The following is a 20,907-nucleotide window of genomic DNA, read 5'->3' on the forward strand; positions in this document are numbered from 1 at the left end:
ATTATCTCTTCACCGTCTTCATCACGGGTTCACAGGTAAGCTGCACACCGAGCTTCTTGAATATGCGCTGGTCTACATCGCTCAGCATCACCGTGGAATGAACCTGACAGTCGCGCAGTTTAGGCAACTGCTCCAAGGCGCGACGGCAGTTCTCGTCCTGCTCAGAGAGTACAGACAAGGCGACAATCACTTCATCTGTGTGCAAACGAGGGTTGTGGCCACCCAAGTAACTGATTTTGGTGTGCTGGATAGGCTCTATCATAGACTCAGGGATGAGCTTCAGGTCGTGGTCTATGCCAGCAAGATGTTTGGTGACATTAAGAATGAGAGCGGCACTGCAACCAAGCAGCGGACTGGAATTGGCGGATATTATCGTGCCGTCTTGCAGTTCTATAGCTGCCGACGTATGTCCCGTTTCATTGAGACGTCCCTTTGCCGCTGTGGTGACTCGACGGAAGTCGGTAGAAATCTTTGCCTGCTGCATGAGGAGCTGTATCTTCTTTATCTCCGCATCATTACATGCTCCGAGCGCAAGTTTATTCGTGGCTGCGTAATAGCGGCGGATAATCTCGTTCTTCGATGCCTCCACACACACATCGTCATCACTGATGCAGAACCCCACCATGTTGACGCCCATGTCCGTTGGCGACTTGTATGGATTGGTGCCATAGATACCCTCGAAGAGAGCGTTGAGCACAGGGAAGATTTCTATGTCGCGGTTGTAGTTGATGGCAATCTTATTGTACGCTTCAAGGTGGAACGGGTCTATCATGTTAACGTCATTGAGGTCGGCCGTAGCTGCCTCATAGGCAATGTTGACAGGATGCTTGAGCGGAAGGTTCCACACCGGGAAGGTCTCAAACTTGGCATATCCTGCCCTGACGCCACGCTTGTTCTCATTATAGAGCTGACTCAGACACACTGCCATCTTGCCGCTGCCCGGACCGGGAGCGGTGACGATGACGAGCGGACGCTCGGTCTCCACATAGTCGTTCTTGCCGAAGCCTTCGTCAGAAGCTATCAGTTCCACGTTGTGAGGATAGCCCTCAATGAGATAGTGGCAATAGGTCCTGATGCCAAGACGTTCCAGACGCTGCTTGAAAGCCACGGCTGCCGGCTGTCCGCCCCAGTGGGTGATGACCACAGAACCTACCATGAAGCCACGGCCCTGGAATTCGCCTCTGAGCCGGAGCACATCCTCGTCGTAGGTGATACCGAGGTCGGCCCGTTTCTTGTTCTTCTCAATGTCTGTAGCACTGATTACTATGACAATCTCTATGCTGTCGTTGATTTTCTGGAACATACGCAGCTTGCTGTCTGGCAAAAAACCAGGCAGCACACGACTGGCATGATGGTCATCGAAGAGCTTTCCTCCAAGCTCCAGATACAACTTTCCATCAAACTGGGATATTCTCTCCTTTATGTGTTCAGACTGTATAGACTGATACTTATCATTGTCAAACCCTATCTTCATCGTTGATTTCTTAACTTAATTGCAGTGCAAAGTTAGCTATTTATGTCCATCCGAAGAAATATTTGCGTAACTTTGCAGAAATAATATTCGTGAACCATTCCGATAATCACCCCCGCTCTCAGTTGGCGATTGCCGGAAAAGGCTTTATATAACACAACAATAACGATAATGGTAACATTCACAGACCGTCTTTCGAACGACAACGACTACAAGCGCGAGGAACTGATAAAAAAAATTGAACATGCCTTAGGACAGATGACTCTCAAGGAACTTGAGGCCCTGTCGTATGACATGTTCACGAAAGGATATCTTGAAGATTAACCCCACACGGAATGCTGCTGCATCCGCGCTTGGGACAAGCTACGGAATCTGCTACAGGGCATGCTGCATGAAGCGCTGCTCTGCCAGCTTTTCGTATTTAGTCCCCGGTCTGCCATAGTTGGCAAATGGGAATATGCTTATTCCTCCACGGGGCTTGAATATTCCCGTCACTTCGATGTAGCGTGGATCCATGAGCTTCACGAGGTCTTTCATTATGATATTGACACAATCCTCATGAAAGTCGCCATGGTTGCGGAAGCTGAAGAGATACAGCTTCAGGCTCTTGCTTTCCACCATACGCACGTCGGGAATGTATTTTATGATTATCTCTCCGAAGTCAGGCTGTCCCGTGATAGGACACAGCGTAGTGAACTCAGGACAGTTGAACTGCACCCAATAGTCATTCGTCTGATGCTTGTTCTCGAATGTCTCAAGCACCTCAGGCGCATAGTCCTGCCTATACTCCGTCTTCTTGCCGAGGGCATGCAATCCCTCGTCCTGTCTGTTTTCGCTATTTGTCATACGAACATTTTTAGATATTACCAATTTTGAACACACCGTAGTTTATGTTACGGTCGTAGGTGTCAACACCCTCTATCTGCTTCGTTTTCCTTACCACCCTCATCGTTATCGGCAGCACCACAATCTCATAGACCGTCTTCAGCACAATCTGTGAGATAATGAGTTTGGGCAATTCCGCAAGTGGCACCACCCCACCAAGGGCAAGCGGGAAAAAGATTATTGAATCGGCGGTCTCGCCATACACAGTGCTCATCACGGCACGCAGGGCGAAATGCTTCCCGCCTGACGACACCTTCATGCGGCTCATCACATAGGCGTTGATGAACGAGCCTACGAGAAACGCGAGGAAGGAAGCCAAGGCTATACGTGGCGCCAGTCCGAACACGGCATGGAATCCGGCTTCATTATCCCAATATGGTGCTCCTGGTATGGCATCAGCCAAAGCACCGAAGGAAACGAAGATGAAGTTCATCAGAAAACCGAGCCAGATGAGCAGTCGGGCTTTCTTATAGCCCCACACCTCACACACGCAATCGTTGATGATATACGACACGGGAAACACCAGCAGTCCGCCGGTGATATTGACCCATCCTATTGAAATCTGCTTTGTTTCGAGCACGTTTGCCGTAATGAGGCAGACGCAGAAGAGCACGCTGAAAAGCATAAACAGCACACTCACACTATTGTTGCTTACTTTCATGATTCTTGTTTTGTTTAGTCCGGCGGCTCTGTTTCCAGTGCAAACACGGACATGGAGGTTTGTCAAGCACTCGCTAAGTCCCAAACTGTCAAATCAAGACAAGGTCTGACAGACGATTTGGGATGAACTGTTATTATGCCATCCATCATCTTTTGATGAAAGCGGCTGCAAAGGTAATGATTTTTCTTGAAATAATAAGCTTATATTCCCAAAGGATTGATATTGTTGTAGCTTTCCTTCACCTTTGACTCTATTCCCTGCTGGTCCCCCTCTTCCTGCTCACGAGACAATATCTCGTTGAGACGTTCCTCATCGCTCTTGGCGCCCTCGGCATCGCCGGCCTGCTTGCGCAACAAGGCACGGTTCTCCAGCGCTTCTTTTGAGAATGGATTCACGTCGATTACCTTTCCGTAGTATTCCATCGCCTGTTCTGCATTTCCACGTTTGTTCTCGATGTTCGCCTTCAGCATCAGCGCCTCTTCGTTGTCGGGATAATTGTTCAGGAGATAAGCCGCATCGTTGTCGGCATCATCAAGATTGCCGTCAGACAGATACACCTCTCCACGCAGCAGGTAAGCCTCAGCATACTCCTCATTAAGCGCTATAGCCTTGGTAAGCATTGCCACGGCATTTGTGATGTCGTCGGTGCCGATGCAAGCTTTTGCATAGAGGAAGAGGGCCTCAACAGACTTGGAATCTACGAGCAGCGCCTTCTCACAAGAGGCAGACATGAGCACATAGTTTTCCATCACGTAGGCAATGCCAGCCATACGCAGGAATATTCCGATATTGTCGGGCTGTGCCTGCGCCAGCTTTTCCAGTTGCTGATACGCATTGTTGTAGTCTCCCACTCCCACGTAAGCTTGCGAGAGATAGTCTCTCACTTCAAGGTCTTCCTTGATGTTGAGGGCATGGGTAAAACATTCTATTGCATACCCTACACTGTTTATCTTGAGTGCCTTCACGCCGTCAAACTTCAGTATGTCGAAGTTCTTCTCGTCAGCACGCTGCAGTTCCTCCACTGTAGGAGTCTTTTCTTCTTTGGCAACGCCAAACAGTTTTTTAAAGAAATTCATTTTATAGAATCGTTGCTTTAGGGTTCCACTCGTTGTGTTTTCCCCCTTGAATTATGAAATGAAGAAGCTACCGTCTCTCATGTCGCATGGCACACGATAGAGGCGGTAACTTCAGAAAGATATTGTCAAGCAGGCATTATCCCACTATAATCTCGCTCAGAGTAGGATGTATATGAGTGATGTCATCAAGCTTTTCCACCGTGATGTTCTGACACATCAGTGCACTGACCTCCTGAACCAGGTCGGCGGCATGTGCTCCATATACATGGCAGCCCACCACCTTGCCTCCGGCATCGGTGAGAAGCTTCAGCATACCCTCCGTTTCGTTCATCGCCACGGCCTTGCCGTTGGCACGATAGTAATGCTTTATGCTGCGATAATCAGCACCTTCAGCCTTGAGGGCATCCTCCGTCTTGCCCACGCTGGCAGCCTCAGGCAATGTGAATACCGCTGCCGGCATCACATCGAAGCGGATATCGTCGCGACAGCCTACGATAGCGTTTACGGCCCTCTTGCCCTGCATCTCTGCTGCATGGGCAAGCATCTGTCTGCCGTTAACGTCGCCAATGGCATACACGTTCTCTACAGAGGTGAGCATATTGTCGTCAACGGCAATTCCCTTGGCATCGTATTTTATTCCCACCTCATCAAGACCGAGTCCATCAGTAAGCGGTTTTCTGCCAACGGCAAGCAACACCTTGTCGGCCTCCACCTCTGTCACCTTGCCCTTGCGCTCAAAGGTAACCTTTCCGGAAGCCGCTCCCTTGAGGGCAGACTGCATATAGAAGGTAACGCCTCTCTTCTCAAGACATTTGCGCAGGCGTTTGGCGATATCGCTGTCGATTGGCGGCAGACATTCCTTGAGGAATTCCACTACTGTTACCTCACAACCGAAAGAATTGAGTATGCTTGCAAACTCCATTCCTATCACTCCGGCACCAACTATGCAGATGCGCTTCGGCAGCACGTCGGTGTCGAGAAGCCAGTCGGAGTCGCACACCATCTCTTTGTCAAGATCTGGGATAGGCAACGACTTTGACACGGAGCCAGTGGCTATGATGATGTTGTCGGCAGAATAATCCTTACCGTCAACTACCACTGTATGGGCGTCTTTCATCACAGCCATACCTTTGACGAGCGTTATGCCTGAAGCCGACAGTAGTGTGGCGATGCCTCCGCGCAGAGTCTCCACCACCTGCTGCTTGCGGACGAAAGCCTTGGCGAAATCAAAACTGTATGTCACACCGTCGAGCGCATAGCTCCCGGCATCCTTCATCGTCTCTATCACCTCAGCGAGCCGCGCGTAAGTCTTGGTGGGAATACAGCCACGGTTGAGACATGTGCCTCCCAGTTCGTCTTTCTCCACTACCAATACCGTCAGTCCCTTGGATGCGGCATAAGTGGCGGTCTTGTATCCACCAGGACCGCCACCGATGATTATCAAATTGAAATCCATATAGAATCAATCATTTAGCATGCTCTTATATGTCACCACAGGATGCTTTGCTGCCAACACATCGTCCACTCTTCCGATAGGAGTATTGTGTGGCGCAGACTTCAGCAGTTCTGGCTCATTCTTTGCCTCCTCGGCGATTTTCCTCATCACCTCGATGAATCCGTCTATCGTCACCTTGCTCTCGCTTTCTGTAGGCTCTATCATCATTGCCTCGTGGAAGAGCAGCGGGAAGTAGATGGTCGGCGCATGATACCCATAGTCGAGCAAGCGTTTAGCCACATCCATAGTGGTGATGCCTGTAGACTTGTCTGCCAGGCCGTTGAATACGAACTCATGCTTGCAGAGTCCTGCGATAGGCAGTTCATATACATCCTTCAACGACTCCTTGATATAGTTGGCATTGAGTGTGGCAAGCGGTCCTACATATTTGATATACTCCTTGCCGAGAGAAAGTATGTAGGTGTATGCCTTGAGGATAACGCCGAAATTGCCGTGATACGGACTGACGCTGAGTGTCGAGTCATGCTCGTTGTCGGGCAGGAACTGCTCCAGTCCCTTTCTCACTCCCACCGGGCCGCTTCCTGGTCCGCCACCTCCGTGAGGTGTAGAGAATGTCTTGTGCAGGTTGATGTGCATCACGTCGAATCCCATGTCACCAGGACGACAAGCGCCGAGCATCGGGTTGAGGTTCGCTCCATCGTAATACATCAGTGCTCCACACTCATGAACGAGCTTGGCAATCTCTGGAATGTTTCTCTCGAATAGTCCGAGAGTATTCGGGTTGGTCATCATTACGGCAGCGATAGTGTCGTCGAGGAGTCCTCTCAGGTCGTCAACGTCCACCACTCCATCGGCCGTACTCTTCACCTCCACGATTTCCAGTCCGCAGACCGCGGCAGAAGCCGGATTGGTACCGTGTGCAGAGTTTGGCACGATCACCTTTGTTCTCTTTTCGTCGCCCCTGCTCTCATGATATCTTCTGATCACCATCAGTCCGGTAAGCTCACCGTGAGCACCGGCAAACGGGTTGAGAGTGAAGTCTGCAAGACCGGCAATCTCAGAGAGAGCTTTTCTCAGTCCGGCACAAACATCGAGACATCCCTTCACCGTGTCAACAGGCTGCAGCGGATGTATATCCCTGAAGTCTGCCATACCTGGAATCTCCTCGTTTATGGCTGGGTTGTATTTCATCGTGCAGCTGCCAAGCGGATAGAATCCGTTGTCCACGCCGAAGTTGTTTCCGCTATGGTTGGTATAGTGTCTCACCACGGTCATCTCGTCACACTCAGGCAACTGTGCGTCGTTCTCTCGGCGCATCTCTGCAGGCACCTCATAATCACCGAATTTGTTGTCAGGAAGAGAGTAACCCTTTCTGCCTGGATGCGACAGTTCGAAAATCAAGTTTCCGTATAATTTGTTATTCATAATCAGACAAACTTTTTCAGATTAACTTAATAAGGTTATCTATCTCTTCCTTGGAGCGCTGCTCCGTCACAGCAAACATGATAGTGTGGTCGCCCATCTTCACTCCTCCGAGGAATCCGTTGTCAACGAACTTCTTCTGCAGCACGTCAACGTCTCCGTCGTATTCAACGCAGAATTCATTGAAGAACGGTTTCTGGAACGTTGGTTTGAAATGTCCCGTCTCCACGAGTTTGTCCATCATGTAGTGAGCTCCGGCATACGACAGTTCGCCAGCTTCCTTCACTCCCTTCTTTCCCATCACCGCCATGTATACGGTAACGAAAAGAGCCATGAGGCTCTGGTTGGAGCATATGTTGGATGTAGCCTTCTGCCGGCGGATATGCTGCTCTCTGGCCTGCAATGTGAGCACGAAGGCACGCTGTCCGCGGCTGTCTTCCGTCATTCCTACGATGCGTCCCGGCATCTTGCGGATTAGCTTCTCTGTGCAGCACATATATCCCACGTATGGACCACCGAACATCATCGGCACTCCGAGACTCTGTCCGTCGCCCACTGCGATGTCGGCTCCCCATTCTGCCGGTGTCTTGAGCACGGCATAGTCAGCAGCCACTCCATTCATTATCATCAGCGCCTTGTTGTCGTGGGCAGCGTCGGCATATCCGGCATAGTCTTCCACGATGCCATAACGGTTAGGCTGCTGTACGATTACTCCGGCAACACCCTTCTGCGCTATCTTCTCCTGGAAATCAGCTTTGTAGGTGATGCCATCGTTTTCCTTCACCATCACGATGTTCACGCCGTGGAACTTGGCGTATGTCTTCACCACGGTGAGCACCTTCTTGTCTACGGTTTCAGAAACGAGCACCGTGTCACACTTCTTTCCTGCAGCCACAGCCATCATCATAGCCTCTGCAGTGGCTGTGGAACCGTCATACATAGAAGCGTTAGAAATATCCATGCTTGTCAGTTCAGCCATCATCGACTGATATTCGAAGATGTAGTGGAGCGTGCCCTGTGATATCTCTGCCTGGTATGGAGTATATGATGTGAGGAACTCAGAGCGCTGCACGATACGTCCCACCACGGCTGGCGTGTAATGGTCGTAAACGCCGGCACCGGCAAAGCATACCAGTCTCTTGTTCTCATTGCCCAGAGCTTCGAAGAATCTTCTCACCTCCATCTCGCTCATTGCCTCCGGAAGGTCGTATTCCTTCTTGAAGCGGATCTCCTCCGGCACATCAGAGTAGAGTTCGTCGAGCGAACCTACTCCTACGATGTCGAGCATTTCCTTTATCTCACTTTCCGTGTGAGGAAAATACTTGTATTCCATATTATAGAAAATGAAGAGTCATACAAAACGTACCGTTCTCTTAGTGAGCTTCCTTTTCGCAGAACTCAGCGTATGCCGCAGCGTCCATAAGGTTGTCGAGCTCTGTCTTGTCAGAGAGCTCCACCTTGATTATCCAGTTGGCGAAAGCATCCTGGTTGATAATCTCCGGTGTGTCCTCAAGAGCCTCGTTCACCTCTACCACTGTTCCACTTACAGGAGAAGTCAGGTCGCTGGCAGCCTTCACGCTCTCAACGGCTCCGAAATCCTCACCTGCCTCTACCTCGTCGTCTGTATCAGGCATGTCTACATATACGATGTTGCCCAATGCGTTCTGTGCATAGTCTGTGATACCGATATAGCCGAACTCACCTTCTACCTTTACATATTCGTGTGACTCTGCATAGTAGAGTCCTTCAATTACTTTTGCCATAGTATTATATTTTATTGGATTATTGTTTTATGAAAAAATATTTGTCTAAAGTTTCAATGATTTACCGTTGCCATTATTTCTTGTAGTGTTTGTCGTAGAAACGCTTCTTCACCACAACGCCTGGGAAGGTCTTCTTTCTGATCTGAACCTCAAGCGGCGTTCCGAGCTTGCCATACTCTGCCTTTACGAGAGCCATGCACACGCTCTTGTCCGTTGAAATGGAATGATAGCCAGTGGTCACCTCGCCTACAGGCTCACCGTCTTTCAGCACTGTGTATCCGTGACGTGGAATGGCCTTTCCTTCGAGTTCTATTCCCACGAGCTTCTGTGCCACGCCGTTTGTCTTCTGGTCAACGAGGGCATTCTTGCCCACAAACTCCTCTTTGTCGAGTTTGCAGAACATAGAGAGCCCTGCCATCACTGGAGAGATGTCTGCCGACAGTTCATCGCCATACAGAGGCAGTCCCACTTCAAATCTGAGAGTGTCGCGGCATCCGAGTCCGCAAGGCTTGCAGCGTCCGCTCTCCATCAGTTTGTCCCAGCAGTCACAAATATAATTATGGCTTGCATAGATTTCAAATCCGTCTTCTCCGGTATATCCCGTGCGGCTTACTATCACGTCGCCAATGGTCTTGACAGTATAGAAAGTCAGCTCCTTGCAAGCTATGCCGAGCACTTCCTCAACGACGGTTTCAGCGTTAGGTCCCTGAACAGCAATCTGCCCGTAGTCCTCTGAACGGTTCAGAAGCTCAATGTTGAAGCCCTCTGACTGTTTCTGCATCCACTCCCAGTCTTTGTCGATATTGGCAGCGTTTACCACGAGAAAGAAGTCATTCTCGGCCATCTTGTATACGAGAAGGTCATCTACGGTTCCACCATTGTCGTAGAGCATCATGCCGTAGAGAATCTGTCCGGCCTCTATCTTGCTCACGTCGTTGGTGAAGATATGCTGCACATAGCGCTCGGCGTCGGCTCCCTTCACGGTCACCTCACCCATGTGTGACACGTCGAACACGCCGCAGTCTGTTCTCACTGCCTGATGCTCGTCGATGATTGTAGAATACTGGATAGGCATGTCGAAACCACCGAATGGGCTTATCAACGCGCCTTGCTTCACGTGCTTGTCATAGAGACATGTTCTTTTGTTTTCCATAATGATATGTGTTTTTATAGGGTTCTCTTTTTTAGATTCTTTCCGGTGTGGCGTGTCAGCTGAGCAGCAGCTCCACGAAGTTTTCCCTCTTGAGATTCATCACCACCTCGTCGAGTTTCTCGGGCAGCGCCTTTGTCAGTTCTCCCTCCGTGAGCGCCACGCCACGTATGGGTTTGAGGAGATTCTCGTCGATGTCGCCCACGATGAAGAAATCTCCCACCATGGCGGCGCTCTTTATGATGTTGTTCTTCATCTCCAGCCTCACCTCAATGTCGCCTACATTATCTATATGTCCTCGCTTCACCACGGCATATCGTGGATTTTTGCCGTAAATGAAATCATCGGTAAGATATTCCTTCTCTATCTCCTTTATCAGTTCCACATCGTGGTCTGTCAGCGTCATCTCCGAGTCGCAGAGGTTCTGTCTGACGAAGGTCTTGAACTGCTCGATGTCGATGTCGAGATAGTCTTTGAGCAGGGCTATGCGCTGGCGCACGCTCTGAATGCCCTTGCTGAGCAGTTTCTGGTCCGACGGCGTGATGGCTCCCACCATGTTCTGCATGTCGGTGTCGAAGAGCATCGTGCCATGCACTATGCTGCGTCCCGGCACATGATAGAAGGCGTTGCCGCTGACTTTCCTGTCGCCGATGAGCACATCGTTGCGCCCCGTAGCCTTGGCGTCGAGCCCCAGTTTCTGGAGCACCATCACCACCATGTTTATATATTTGTTGAAAGTGAAGTTCACGTGTTCGTCTTTCGTGACATAAGAGAACATGATATTGCTCATATCCGCATACACGCATCCTCCACCGCTTTTTCTTCTGTAGGTCTGTACCGAATGTTCCCTGCAGTAGTCGAGATTTACCTCGGCTTCCACCAGTTGGTTCCTGCCGAATATCACGCTAGGCTGCACCTGCCACATGAAGAAGCAGTCTTCCTCATCAATGGTTTTCGCCACATATTCTTCCATGGCGAGATAGAACGGCAAGCGATGCTGCGTATTGTCGGGCAATGCTACATACAACATTTTTTCTGTTAGATTTATGGTAATAACATAATTGCCACAAAATTACGAAAAAAAACAAACCCTGCAAATTTTATACGCATTATTTTGTCTTTAAGATGCTTATGCAGGGGTTATGGTTGCTCTTGTTGTCATGCCATCGCTCATGCAGACTCTTTCCGCTTGATTATCCCACCTCTTATATAATATAGCTATACTGCATATCTGACACTTGCCGAACTGCCAACGAACTCACAGGGCAATCACCATCCGAAGGCTTTCTTGTCGGCGAGCCATTTTCCCTGCGCCCTGAGCACCTGCTCTATGATGTCGCGCCCCACTCCATGTCCGCCCACGGCCTGCGAGATGTAGCGGCTGATGGCCTTGATGTCGGGACATGCGTCTGAAGGGCAGCAGGGGCAGCCCGAACGACTCATCACTTCATAGTCGGGGATGTCGTCGCCCACGAAGATCACCTCCTCGTCGGTGAGTCCGTTGTCGGAAAGGAACTTGTCGTATGTCTTTATCTTCACCGAGCACGCCGTAAACACGTCTTTCACTCCGAGCCTCTCGTATCTGATACGGATGCTGTCAACGGTGGCTCCTGTCATGATGGCGATGTGGAGTCCTTGCTTCACTGCCAACTGTATGGCGTATCCGTCCTTGATGTTCACCGTGCGCATCGGTTCTCCCGACGGATGCAGGTTTATCGTACTGGCACTGAGCACTCCGTCAACATCGAATATCACGGCGCGTATCTTCTTCAAATCGTAGTCTATCATATCTTTCTCTGTTTGTTTGCTATAACTGATTAATGGTACGGATTCCAACCGAGGGCAAACCTCCAAGCGGGCGTCACCTCCGGCATCACTTCTCGTTTCTCTCATGAATGCTCTTGCTCATGATGTCGTATATCTGCCTGATGCGGTCGTCGTAGGCGAGCATCCTGCTCTGCATACCTATCACATTCTCGTCGTAGCGGATGGCAGGACCGGTCTGGGCTGACTTCGGCGACATGCTATGCACCTTGCCCGCCGTCTCGTCGATGAGCGGCAGCATCGAACTGAAGGGGATGCCGTATCTGTCGAGGACTTCTGAAGCGAGATCGTAGCAGTGATTCACGAAGTTGCATGCGAAGACTGCCGCCAGGTGCAGATGTTTGCGGCCTTCCGAATCCAGCTGCATGACATGCTGCGAGAGACTGCTGCCGAGGTCTGTAAGCAACCGCAGGTCGCTCTCATAGCGCGCCTCAACGAAGATGGAAACGTCGGTGAAATCCACCTGTCGCTGCTTTGAAAACGACTGCATGGGATAGAACACTCCGTAGCGGCCGGCATGTCCATCGAAGATGCTCATCGGGATGCTGCCTGCCGTATGGACGAAGAGTCCACGCCGGCTGCCGTCGCACAATCGTGCCACCACATCGCTGAGCGCCCCGTCTTTCACCGACACTATATATATATCGGCTTCTCTTGCCACACCGTCAAGGTCTGACACCGCTTCTGCCCCCACCTGAGAGGCAAGTGCATCGGCAGACGCCTGTGTGCGACTATACGCCTGTGTTATCTCATGACCGGCGTCTTTCAACGCCCTGGCCACGTTGGTGGCAAGATTTCCTGCCCCCACAAAAACTATCTTCATATCCTGTCCTTGTATTTTTTCGTTGCGTTATGATTTGGGGTTGGCAAATTTTCCTGTTTGCCATGCAGCAGAAGAGTCAACCTATATGTATTCGCTGCCACTCGAGCTGGTCATCATCTATCTCTGCCTGTGACACAGGTTTATCAGCAGTGCCTATCGCCACCACCGCATACACCGTCTTGCTCTCCGGAATGTCGAGTATTCCTCTCACCACCTCGTCAGACATGGTACCGTCGGTGAGCTGATAGCCTCTTATCTGCACCGAATGGTAAGCCAGTTGCCTTTCTGCCGCCTGCGCACACATCGCCCACACTACAGCAGAACAGTTTTCCACCCACGCCCCATCATAGAGACGGTCGGCAACCACTGCCACTGCCATCGGTGCCTGAGCGATGCATTCCGCACCATGGTCTCTGGCATCTGCAAGACGTTCCAGCAGATGCGGGTCTTCCACGGGGTATAGCTCCACAGAGTTCCCTCCCTTGCCACAAGTGGCAAGGAGCGCTGCCCGGAGCACCCGTTCCACATCGTCAGCCTGTATCTCAGTACGGCAGAACTGTCTGTCGCCAATTTCCATAGCCAGTATTTCTTCTATTCTCATATCACTTGTTTTCTCTTCCTTGCCTATCGTTTGGCAAAAGTATACAAAAAACATGGCATAAGGAAATTTTCATACGTTTAATTCGACATATCTCCCATTTGGCTAATTTGCTGAAAATAAAAAAATCAACCATGGGCAAGCACAGTAAATCTTCGGAAAACGGGCACGATGCTTGCCCCAAGTGGGAACGCTGCTTACCCAACATGGGCAAGCACCTTGCCCCTGATGGGCAGAATTTGTTTCATAAGTTTGATCTTGGTCTGTACCCATATGTGCAAATTTTGCACATGTGATATTTTCATCCAATTCACCCTACTTGAAGATGTTTCTTATATGGCGCGTTATTACAGTACGGTCTCTTCCGAACAATTCAGCCATCTGACTTTGTGTAAGCCACACGGTATCTTTCTCCAACTTTACTTCAAGTTGGGTGTTGCCATCGTTTGTCGTATATAGGACGATAGAAGAACCGTTATTTGCAAAAATTTTATTCTCCATCACCCCTATCATTACATTCATATAGATAACGTTTCGACTGCAAAGATATTGCTCTGGTGTATCTTCTTTGTTCACACCATCATAATATTCTGCTTGAATAACACATTTCAACAACATTTTTCTCCCAGACAGGAGTCAAGCCCATCAAAATATTTTTTAGAGAGAAAACAAACAGAGATGCTTATATGACTGAGAAATTGTGTATTTTTGCAATATCCCAGAGAACAAGGGGATATTGACAATAATATAAAACTGATAAGAATGCAGGATTTTGCAGCAATAGATTTCGAGACAGCCAACAGCGAGCGATCATCGGTCTGCTCTGTCGGCATCGTGATAGTCAGAGGCGGCGAGATCGTGGACAAGTTCTACTCGCTAATCAAACCCGAACCAGAATACTACAGTTATGTGTGCATGCGGGTGCATGGTCTGTGCGCTGCCGACACAGAAGATGCTCCCGTCTTTCCCGAAGTGTGGAAGCAGATAGAGCCGAAGATTGCCGGACTGCCCCTCGTTGCCCACAACAAGGCGTTCGACGAGAGTTGTCTGAAAGCCGTGTTCCGCGTATACCAGATGAACTACCCCGACTACCCGTTCTTCTGCACCTGCATAGCATCACGCCGGGTATGGCCAAAAGGCAGGCACAACCTCGACATCATCGCCGCCCGCTGCGGTTATGACCTGACAAACCATCATCATGCCCTGGCAGATGCTGAAGCCTGCGCTGCCATAGCGCTGGAGATATTATAGCAATCAGCATAGCAGAAAAAAAATACGATAACGACATGCAAGTGAGAATAAGTTTTCCAAGACGCATTTTCGACCTCATGATGCCAAGGCTCTGCACCGTGTGTCATGAGAGGCTCGGCATAACCGAAGACTCCATCTGCATGGCGTGCAACCTGCATCTGCCGCGCACCGCATTCTGCTCCTCTCCATACGACAATGAGATGGCACAGTGTTTCTGGGGACTGATGCCGATAGAGAAGGCTGCGGCACTGTTCTATTATCTGCCCCACTCGCCATCGTCGGGCATAATGCTGAAAATGAAATATGAGGGAAGATGGGATGTGGCTGAAGACATGGGACACATAATGGCAAGGGAATGCGGTGAAGCGGGATTCTTCGACGGCATCGACGTGATTGTGCCTATCCCGATAACGAAAAAGCGAAAGCGGGAAAGAGGTTACAACCAGAGTTATCATCTGGCGCTCGGAATAAGTGAGGCTACGGGAATCCCCATCGCAGACAAGGCGGTGGAGAGGACAGTCTACAATGGGTCGCAGACAAGACTCAGGGGATATGAAAGGAGGGAGAATGTGGAGAATGCTTTTGCGCTACGCGACGCAAAGAAAATAAGAGACAAGCATGTGCTTATCATTGACGATGTGGTGACTACGGGTTCCACGATAATGGAATGCGGAAAGGAACTTCTCAAAGGCGGCGCAAAGGCACTGAGCGTGTTGTCGCTGGGATATACTAAATAGTAGACAAGTAGACGAGTTGACGAGTAAACAAATTGACAAAGAAATTTCTATGGCCTACCGATGGTCTATCTGATAAGGACATATCTACTTGTCAACTCGTTTACCCGTCTACTTGTTTACTCGTCTACTCATTTATTTCCAAACTTCAACTGTTCTTCTTTTTCTATCGTCACCTTACTCTCGTCGAGTTTAGAGGCATCGAGACGGAAGGTCTTGATGAAGAAATCATAAACGGCATTGCGCTTGTTCGGACCGAAGTCATGACGCTCATTCGGCAGATGGACATTGCTTATATTCTCCTTCTTGCCATAGAATCCATAGATGCGCTGCAGATAGGGATATTCCAGTTCGGGAGTGGTAGAGGTCCAGTCGCCGCCATCGCTTACGAGCATCATCGGTTTCGGAGCGAACATGGCTGCTATTTCTGCATTACACGTGCCGCCGCCAGCGAGCTGTATCGGCATGCCGCTCTCGCAGGGACAGCCGCCATCAAACCACGACGAGAGGCTCACCACCGGATTGGCAGCCGTATAGCGGTCGTCGAGAGCTGTGAGAAGTACGGTCTGTGTGCCGCCTCCCGAACCACCGTTCACTCCCACTCTCGTCTTGTCTACATCCTTGCGGTTTATCATCCAGTCGAGGATGCGTATGCCGTTGAGGGCCTGCATCTGATGAGCCTCGGCTGTCTGATGGGCCTTTGCCCCCACTTCATCTTCTGATTCGCCCCATCCCCACAGGTCATAATCCACACAGATGGCTCCCATACGGGCGAGTGTGGCAAGACGCTGCTGCTGCACGGTGCCATATCTGCCGTTGACGAAATGTCCGTTGGGACAGATGATAAGCGGATGCTTGCCCTTGGTGGCAGGAGTATATATTGACCCCTTCACGGTATGTCCGTCTACGGTTTTCATACAGAAGTTCTGAACGGTATATCCGTCGTATTTCCTTATTTTCGACACAAGAGGCTTCTCCTTGGAACAGCGGGCGAGCAGCGGGTCGATGCCAAGACGCTGGCGCACCTCACGACGCAGTGAGTCGCGACGCAGCTCCCATGACGCCCGGTCGCTATATTTGGAAGCGAGATACGGCAGGAGTTTCCATCCGTCGGAAGCCTGACGGCGCGGATATTCATATTTCTTTATCTTATAGAGGTTGCCCTTCTGCTTGAGGGCATAAAAGTCGAAAGGCTTGAGGATATTGTCAAACGTCTCCTCCAGAGAATACGGACGAACACGGAAGTCGGCATAGTCGAGTTTCAGTCCGGCGGTGTCTACATTGAACTTCAGTCTAACGTCGAAACGCTTTGCCACATCATTGAGCACATCACCAAGCGGACGTGCATATTTCGTCTCAAAAGTCTGTGCCTGGCAAACTGTGCCGGCAAACAGGGCTGCTATAAGAATTGAATTTCTCTTCATGATTATTTTTTGATTTTAATACAAGAAATCGGAGAGCCCGGAATTCTCTTTGTTTTATAGAGAACTACAAGCGCTCCGATTTTATTGTGAATAACGATAACTATAATTTATATTCAAGTTTTCCGAGCGTGTCCCGCTGTGCCACCTTTTTGCCGTTGACAAGCAGGATGAGACCCTTGCCGTGGCGATAGTGAGAACCGGTCTTGTCGTAGACCACGGAGATGTTCTTGCCGTGATACATCACGTTGTCGAGACAGAAATAATCCCATTTTCCTTCCGGCACAAGCGGATTGACGATGATGCTGCCATCTGCCTGCGGACGCAGTCCTACGATGCCTGTTATCATCAGATCGTTGAAGGTGGAGTGGTTGTAATAGCGGCTGCGCTCACGGTCACCCATAAGCCATGCACCGTTTGTCTCGTCGAGATACTCACCGATATATGGTCTGCCGCGATGGTGCTGGCTCTCTACATACACCTCCATATCATGGAAGAACTCCTTGCTGCCTACAATAGGCTCCGGGTAGTTGTTTATATAGTTTGCCATTGCCGTCAGCGTCTGACTCGTGGCAAAAGGCCATACGGCACCATCCCACTCACAAGTTCCTGTACCATGGGTGCGGAAGAGCGGCGAGCGACGCTCACAGGTGGTAAGTCCGTAAGGGGCAGAGAAGCCCTTCTCGTCGGTAACCTGCTTCCATGCGACATCATACTTTTTGTTGTCAGGCATATTGAAATACCACGGAATGAAGCCTATAGCCTCGCGTACATTTGCGAGAGTGTCGGTCTGCAACGTTTCAAAGAACTCATGTTTGCCGTTCCAAAGCTTGTTCTCCACAAGCTTTTTCAGTTCTGCAGCCTCCTTGTTGTATTCTGCAGCTTTAGCCTCATCGCCGGCAAGCTTGTTCATCTCGGCGAGAGCCATGGCGTTGCCATACATATAGCTGTTAATCGTAGGACGCGCAAACTTTTTCCTTCTACCTCCGCTGGCACTCTCTTCCATTCCGTCGCGCACATCCTCCTGCCAGTAGAGTCCGTTGTCAAGACGGTGGGTCTTCTGCCAACGAGCATACTCCTCTTCGAGCGAAGGCTTCAGAGAGTCGACAAACGACCTGTTGCCGTTCACCTTATAAGCCTCATACACTGCGGCAGGATTCCAGGAGCTGAATTTATCCATCTTCTGCATCGCCTTGCCGTCGTTGCCATGATACCAGGTATTGAGAATCTGGTTGATGTATGTTGTGTCGCGCAGCCATCGGGTCTCCATCACGTGGTGGCCGATGGCACAGGCAATGAGGTTGTAGCGGTCGGCATAGGAACGCTGCACGAGAAACTCCGTCATGCCGTAACCCACTGGGGTGCGCTTGATATGCTTGCGCAGAGTCCACCAACGGTAGTAATACATCTCACGGAAATTATCCTGCGGACAGTCGAAGAGCGGCACGTTCTTGCTCATCCATTCCGCCGCCTTGCTGTTGGGGATAGCGTTGGCGATGTTCTCGTCCTCCATCGTATTGAAGTAGTCGATGTAGTGTTTGTAGTCGTCGAACTTCAGCACAGCAGCCTGCCCGTCAGCATCAGCAGCGTAGGTCTTCACATTTGCGATAGAGAATGTAGCCACGGGATCCGACTCGTCGGCACGCGGCATGTCGAAATACTGGTCTGCCGGAGTCTCGTTGTTTGGCTCTGCAAAGAGCGGACCGGTGCGGAACACCACCCTTGTTATTGCCTCCACAGGAGTGTCGAACTGGCGCTGACACACCTTCTTGCCGTTGATATAATATGTGCCGGCATGCATGTCGGTAGAAAGAACAGCCCTCACACGATAGGTTTCTCCTGCCTTATAGTTCTTGAGCATGGTACCGAAACGCGGACCGCCCTTCACCTTCATCACTCCGAGAGAGTCGAGCACTATACGGGAGCAAGCCTGTCCTTTGGCGTCGACAAACTCCACATCAAGCTCTCCATGACCGTTCTGTGCTGCCTGGACATCAAACTCTACGGTAAGTTCCTTTGTGGCAGGTATTATACGTTCCACCTTGGCATAGTCGTAAGGGTCTTTGTCTGACAGCTTCAACCATTTCCCATCGAGAGCAACAGGTGCCCACTTTGGAGAATAGATGTTCCAGTCTGCCATATCTGCAAGCTTTGAATATGCGGAGAAGTCTGTATCGGCATGAGATGTTGCAGCAGTCTGTACAGGCACTGTGATGCGCGAAACCCACATGTCCTCCTTATTGTTACTGTAGGTGACCCACATGTTTCCGTCTGCCGGAGTGCCGTTGCCCTCCTGGATGCCACGGGTGTATTGCGGACCGTAGTTCTTGTAGTTACCGCCATGGCGCTCTGGGGTTATCTCTCCGTTGACAAGATTCAGAGTGGTATATTCCAGTCCGTCGGCACTCAGCGAGATGGCAAGTGGCCATCTGTATTCCGCAGGATTATATACCGTGGCATAAGTTCCGTCGGAGAGCCTCTGCCCCCAAATCTTTCCTGTGGATGTCACGAAGCCATGAGCACGCTTTGCCGGAGTGCGCCATGTGTTGCCGCCATCACAGCTGATGGTCGTCAGTCCGTGTTTCCAGAGTCCCACCTTCCATCCGTTTGGCAGCGTGTAGCCTGAGAATGCCTTATATGGTGTCTTCAGCGGCAGTATGTCATCGCCGCGGTCAGCCTCTTCAGCCCACTGCATGCGTGCCATCGGGTCGGCGAGCAGTTCGTCGCAAGCCTTGACGAAGGCTTTGTCTTTGGATTTCTTGTAGTACGGGAAGTCTGTGTTGCCGGCATTGAAACCGTGGTTGTAGTAGATGAAGTATACGGGGCCGAAGGTGCCGTCGCTCTTTATCTCCCTCACCACTCTGCCGATGCCGTTGCCGTCGGTGGGGTTGTCTTTCGGTGTCATCGACACTACGTAGTTGCCCATAGCCAGGAGCTTGCCTGTCTTCTTCGATACATACCACCCCACTCTCTGGTGCATGATTGCCATAAGATCCTTTGCCTTCAGGCCCGGATATTTTTCAGGCTTTTCAAATCCGTCGGGCACTTTGTATTCAGGGAACAGCTTCACGGGGTCTGTCCATGTGTATCCGTCAGTAGAGGTCTGCAGCATGGTGACTCCTGGCGGCTCGTGCTCGCTGCGTGGGTCGGTAAGATAGTGCATATAGAACTTTCCCTTCCAGTATGCAATCATCGGCTGGTGGTTGTATGTGGCTCCCTTTTCGGCACGCATGGTCTGTATGCTATGCACTCCCACCACGGGGGAGAGTCCGCCGTCATGGCGCGATGGCAGGGAAATGTCGCTGCCGGTGTAGTGAACGGCACTGCTGTTGTATTTTATAAGGTTTTCCACAAGTTCCTCCGGTGCCATGAACACGGTGCCGTGTTTATGACCGTCTGGGAAGGAAACGGCTCCCGTCTGATCCTGGAAGTGTTTGAAATCCTTCGTGCGCTGTGCGCCATAGATAAACTGGCGATACCAGTCGTAATATATATACCACCATCCGTTGACGTATGCCGTAGACGGACCTTCGCTATACATCGGTGTGAATGGTTCTGAAGCCTCACTCCACGGACCGTAGGGTGTCTTTGAGAATGCCACCTTGATGTTGCGCTGCTTGCGGGTATTGTCTTTCAGTACCATCACATAGTCGTCTTTTCCCTTTTTCACCATCGTAGCGTCAATACAACTGAAACCGGGATCGATAAGGAGTTTGGTCTCTGAGAAGGTATTGAAGTCTTTTGTAGTGCAGTAGTACAGACGGTGGTTGTTCTTGTGCTCTTCTATTCCGTCGGGGAATTTTCCCGGTATGCAGGATGCCCATATTATCATATACTGCTTCTTCACGTCGTCGTAGAAGAGTTCCGGCGCCCACACATTGACGGTGGTGGTGTCTTTCATCACTTCGATGAAACGCTCCGGTGTCCAGTGTATCAAATCCTTCGACGATGAGTATCCGAACCCTCTGTCGCCTCTCCAGCTACAGGTCCACACGAAATGGTATGTGCCGTCGGGACCTTTCACTATCGACGGGTCACGCATCACCTTCTGCGTGCCTACCTCCGGCTTGAGGAAGGTGCCAGGAATACTGTCCCAATGTATGCCGTCGCGGCTATAGATGAAGCGCAGTCCTTCGTTGGCGGGTTCATGAAACGAGGTCGAAACGAAAATGTCCGTCGCCATGCCTGCCCTTGGGACAAGCATCATGGCAGCGGCTGCTGAAAATAGTAGTTTCTTCATTTAGTGTAATGTGGTTTCTTATTTCCTGATTCTTAAAGTGGGCATATACAGGAGACTGCCCTCTTTATTAACAAAGACGTCGGCACTGGGCGTTTTGTAACCATCACGCCAATGGCAATCACCGTTGACATG

The 20,907-nt window shown here is 50.5% G+C and carries 18 protein-coding genes and 2 pseudogenes; 3 read left to right on the forward strand and 17 right to left on the reverse strand.

The genetic code is table 11. From position 1 onward, the window contains the following. Position 1: 1 nt before the first annotated feature. The gene (locus ST42_RS09700) at positions 2-1,474 is read right to left on the reverse strand and encodes a DUF1846 domain-containing protein (RefSeq protein WP_022316154.1); all 1,473 of its coding nucleotides are present in this window, start codon (positions 1,472-1,474) and stop codon (positions 2-4) included. A 168-nt stretch (positions 1,475-1,642) separates the two neighbouring features. On the opposite strand from ST42_RS09700, the gene ST42_RS14075 reads away from it, so the two are divergent. Continuing rightward, positions 1,643-1,795, forward strand: a complete 153-nt coding sequence (locus ST42_RS14075; RefSeq protein ID WP_197068936.1) for a hypothetical protein — start codon at positions 1,643-1,645, stop codon at positions 1,793-1,795. 51 nt (positions 1,796-1,846) lie between these two features. Here ST42_RS14075 and queF read toward each other — a convergent pair whose 3' ends face one another. The 13 genes from queF to ST42_RS13870 form a co-directional block, all read right to left on the reverse strand. After that, entirely contained in the window at positions 1,847-2,317 is a 471-nt protein-coding gene (gene queF, locus ST42_RS09705; protein ID WP_022316152.1) for a preQ(1) synthase, read from the reverse strand. Positions 2,318-2,327: 10 nt separating this feature from the next. After that, positions 2,328-3,017 carry a queuosine precursor transporter gene (locus ST42_RS09710; protein ID WP_022316151.1) on the reverse strand — a complete coding sequence of 230 codons (690 nt, stop codon included), beginning with the start codon at positions 3,015-3,017 and terminating at the stop codon, positions 2,328-2,330. 200 nt (positions 3,018-3,217) lie between these two features. Then, entirely contained in the window at positions 3,218-4,093 is an 876-nt protein-coding gene (locus ST42_RS09715; protein WP_042520045.1) for a tetratricopeptide repeat protein, read from the reverse strand. Positions 4,094-4,229: 136 nt separating this feature from the next. Beyond that, the gene (gene lpdA / locus ST42_RS09720; protein ID WP_044073373.1) at positions 4,230-5,549 is read right to left on the reverse strand and encodes a dihydrolipoyl dehydrogenase; all 1,320 of its coding nucleotides are present in this window, start codon (positions 5,547-5,549) and stop codon (positions 4,230-4,232) included. A 6-nt stretch (positions 5,550-5,555) separates the two neighbouring features. Next, positions 5,556-6,974, reverse strand: a complete 1,419-nt coding sequence (gene gcvPB / locus ST42_RS09725; protein WP_044064704.1) for an aminomethyl-transferring glycine dehydrogenase subunit GcvPB — start codon at positions 6,972-6,974, stop codon at positions 5,556-5,558. Between the two features lie 16 nt (positions 6,975-6,990). Continuing rightward, positions 6,991-8,304 (reverse strand): aminomethyl-transferring glycine dehydrogenase subunit GcvPA, encoded by a 1,314-nt coding sequence (gcvPA, locus tag ST42_RS09730; protein WP_044073374.1) that lies wholly within the window; start codon positions 8,302-8,304, stop codon positions 6,991-6,993. A gap of 40 nt (positions 8,305-8,344) precedes the next feature. Further along, positions 8,345-8,734, reverse strand: coding sequence for a glycine cleavage system protein GcvH (gene gcvH / locus ST42_RS09735; protein WP_022316147.1), 390 nt, complete (start codon positions 8,732-8,734; stop codon positions 8,345-8,347). A 73-nt stretch (positions 8,735-8,807) separates the two neighbouring features. Further along, a complete protein-coding gene (gene gcvT, locus ST42_RS09740; protein ID WP_022316146.1) occupies positions 8,808-9,887 on the reverse strand; it encodes a glycine cleavage system aminomethyltransferase GcvT in 1,080 nt (359 codons plus the stop codon). 55 nt (positions 9,888-9,942) lie between these two features. After that, the gene (locus ST42_RS09745) at positions 9,943-10,914 is read right to left on the reverse strand and encodes a lipoate--protein ligase (RefSeq protein ID WP_022316145.1); all 972 of its coding nucleotides are present in this window, start codon (positions 10,912-10,914) and stop codon (positions 9,943-9,945) included. A gap of 239 nt (positions 10,915-11,153) precedes the next feature. Next, positions 11,154-11,672, reverse strand: coding sequence for a KdsC family phosphatase (locus ST42_RS09750; protein WP_042520051.1), 519 nt, complete (start codon positions 11,670-11,672; stop codon positions 11,154-11,156). An 85-nt stretch (positions 11,673-11,757) separates the two neighbouring features. Then, positions 11,758-12,546, reverse strand: a complete 789-nt coding sequence (locus tag ST42_RS09755; protein ID WP_394365287.1) for a Rossmann-like and DUF2520 domain-containing protein — start codon at positions 12,544-12,546, stop codon at positions 11,758-11,760. 61 nt (positions 12,547-12,607) lie between these two features. Continuing rightward, the gene (locus ST42_RS09760; RefSeq protein ID WP_042520053.1) at positions 12,608-13,132 is read right to left on the reverse strand and encodes a nitroreductase family protein; all 525 of its coding nucleotides are present in this window, start codon (positions 13,130-13,132) and stop codon (positions 12,608-12,610) included. A 312-nt stretch (positions 13,133-13,444) separates the two neighbouring features. Next, the gene (locus ST42_RS13870) at positions 13,445-13,630 is read right to left on the reverse strand and encodes a hypothetical protein (protein ID WP_197068937.1); all 186 of its coding nucleotides are present in this window, start codon (positions 13,628-13,630) and stop codon (positions 13,445-13,447) included. A gap of 261 nt (positions 13,631-13,891) precedes the next feature. Between ST42_RS13870 and ST42_RS09770 the strand changes: the two genes are divergently transcribed. Beyond that, positions 13,892-14,380 carry a 3'-5' exonuclease gene (locus ST42_RS09770; protein WP_044073378.1) on the forward strand — a complete coding sequence of 163 codons (489 nt, stop codon included), beginning with the start codon at positions 13,892-13,894 and terminating at the stop codon, positions 14,378-14,380. Positions 14,381-14,415: 35 nt separating this feature from the next. Next, positions 14,416-15,117 (forward strand): ComF family protein, encoded by a 702-nt coding sequence (locus ST42_RS09775; RefSeq protein ID WP_022316139.1) that lies wholly within the window; start codon positions 14,416-14,418, stop codon positions 15,115-15,117. Positions 15,118-15,248: 131 nt separating this feature from the next. On the opposite strand, the pseudogene ST42_RS09780 reads toward ST42_RS09775, so the two are convergent. From ST42_RS09780 to ST42_RS14510, 3 genes and pseudogenes are all read right to left on the reverse strand, one after another. After that, positions 15,249-16,538, reverse strand: a pseudogene (locus ST42_RS09780) (alpha/beta hydrolase family protein); the annotation flags it as partial. A gap of 100 nt (positions 16,539-16,638) precedes the next feature. Then, positions 16,639-19,887: an MGH1-like glycoside hydrolase domain-containing protein gene (locus ST42_RS09785; protein WP_316931829.1), complete on the reverse strand. Its 3,249-nt coding sequence runs from the start codon at positions 19,885-19,887 to the stop codon at positions 16,639-16,641. Next, positions 19,870-20,775, reverse strand: a pseudogene (locus ST42_RS14510) (glycoside hydrolase family 43 protein); the annotation flags it as partial. The gene ST42_RS09785 and the pseudogene ST42_RS14510, both read right to left, overlap by 18 nt. Positions 20,776-20,907: the final 132 nt, after the last annotated feature.

It is taken from the genome of Prevotella pectinovora (genome assembly GCF_000834015.1).
Lineage (GTDB): Bacteria > Bacteroidota > Bacteroidia > Bacteroidales > Bacteroidaceae > Prevotella > Prevotella pectinovora.

Coding starts and splice junctions, on each gene's coding strand:
- lpdA (WP_044073373.1), bottom strand. CDS start 5,549: ATGGATTTCAATTTGATAATCATCGGTGGCGGTCCTGGTGGATACAAG.
- gcvH (WP_022316147.1), bottom strand. CDS start 8,734: ATGGCAAAAGTAATTGAAGGACTCTACTATGCAGAGTCACACGAATAT.
- ST42_RS09770 (WP_044073378.1), top strand. CDS start 13,892: ATGCAGGATTTTGCAGCAATAGATTTCGAGACAGCCAACAGCGAGCGA.
- ST42_RS09700 (WP_022316154.1), bottom strand. CDS start 1,474: ATGAAGATAGGGTTTGACAATGATAAGTATCAGTCTATACAGTCTGAA.
- queF (WP_022316152.1), bottom strand. CDS start 2,317: ATGACAAATAGCGAAAACAGACAGGACGAGGGATTGCATGCCCTCGGC.
- gcvPB (WP_044064704.1), bottom strand. CDS start 6,974: ATGAATAACAAATTATACGGAAACTTGATTTTCGAACTGTCGCATCCA.
- ST42_RS09710 (WP_022316151.1), bottom strand. CDS start 3,017: ATGAAAGTAAGCAACAATAGTGTGAGTGTGCTGTTTATGCTTTTCAGC.
- ST42_RS09745 (WP_022316145.1), bottom strand. CDS start 10,914: ATGTTGTATGTAGCATTGCCCGACAATACGCAGCATCGCTTGCCGTTC.
- ST42_RS09715 (WP_042520045.1), bottom strand. CDS start 4,093: ATGAATTTCTTTAAAAAACTGTTTGGCGTTGCCAAAGAAGAAAAGACT.
- ST42_RS14075 (WP_197068936.1), top strand. CDS start 1,643: ATGGTAACATTCACAGACCGTCTTTCGAACGACAACGACTACAAGCGC.
- gcvT (WP_022316146.1), bottom strand. CDS start 9,887: ATGGAAAACAAAAGAACATGTCTCTATGACAAGCACGTGAAGCAAGGC.
- ST42_RS09760 (WP_042520053.1), bottom strand. CDS start 13,132: ATGAGAATAGAAGAAATACTGGCTATGGAAATTGGCGACAGACAGTTC.
- gcvPA (WP_044073374.1), bottom strand. CDS start 8,304: ATGGAATACAAGTATTTTCCTCACACGGAAAGTGAGATAAAGGAAATG.
- ST42_RS09775 (WP_022316139.1), top strand. CDS start 14,416: ATGCAAGTGAGAATAAGTTTTCCAAGACGCATTTTCGACCTCATGATG.
- ST42_RS13870 (WP_197068937.1), bottom strand. CDS start 13,630: ATGGAGAATAAAATTTTTGCAAATAACGGTTCTTCTATCGTCCTATAT.
- ST42_RS09750 (WP_042520051.1), bottom strand. CDS start 11,672: ATGATAGACTACGATTTGAAGAAGATACGCGCCGTGATATTCGATGTT.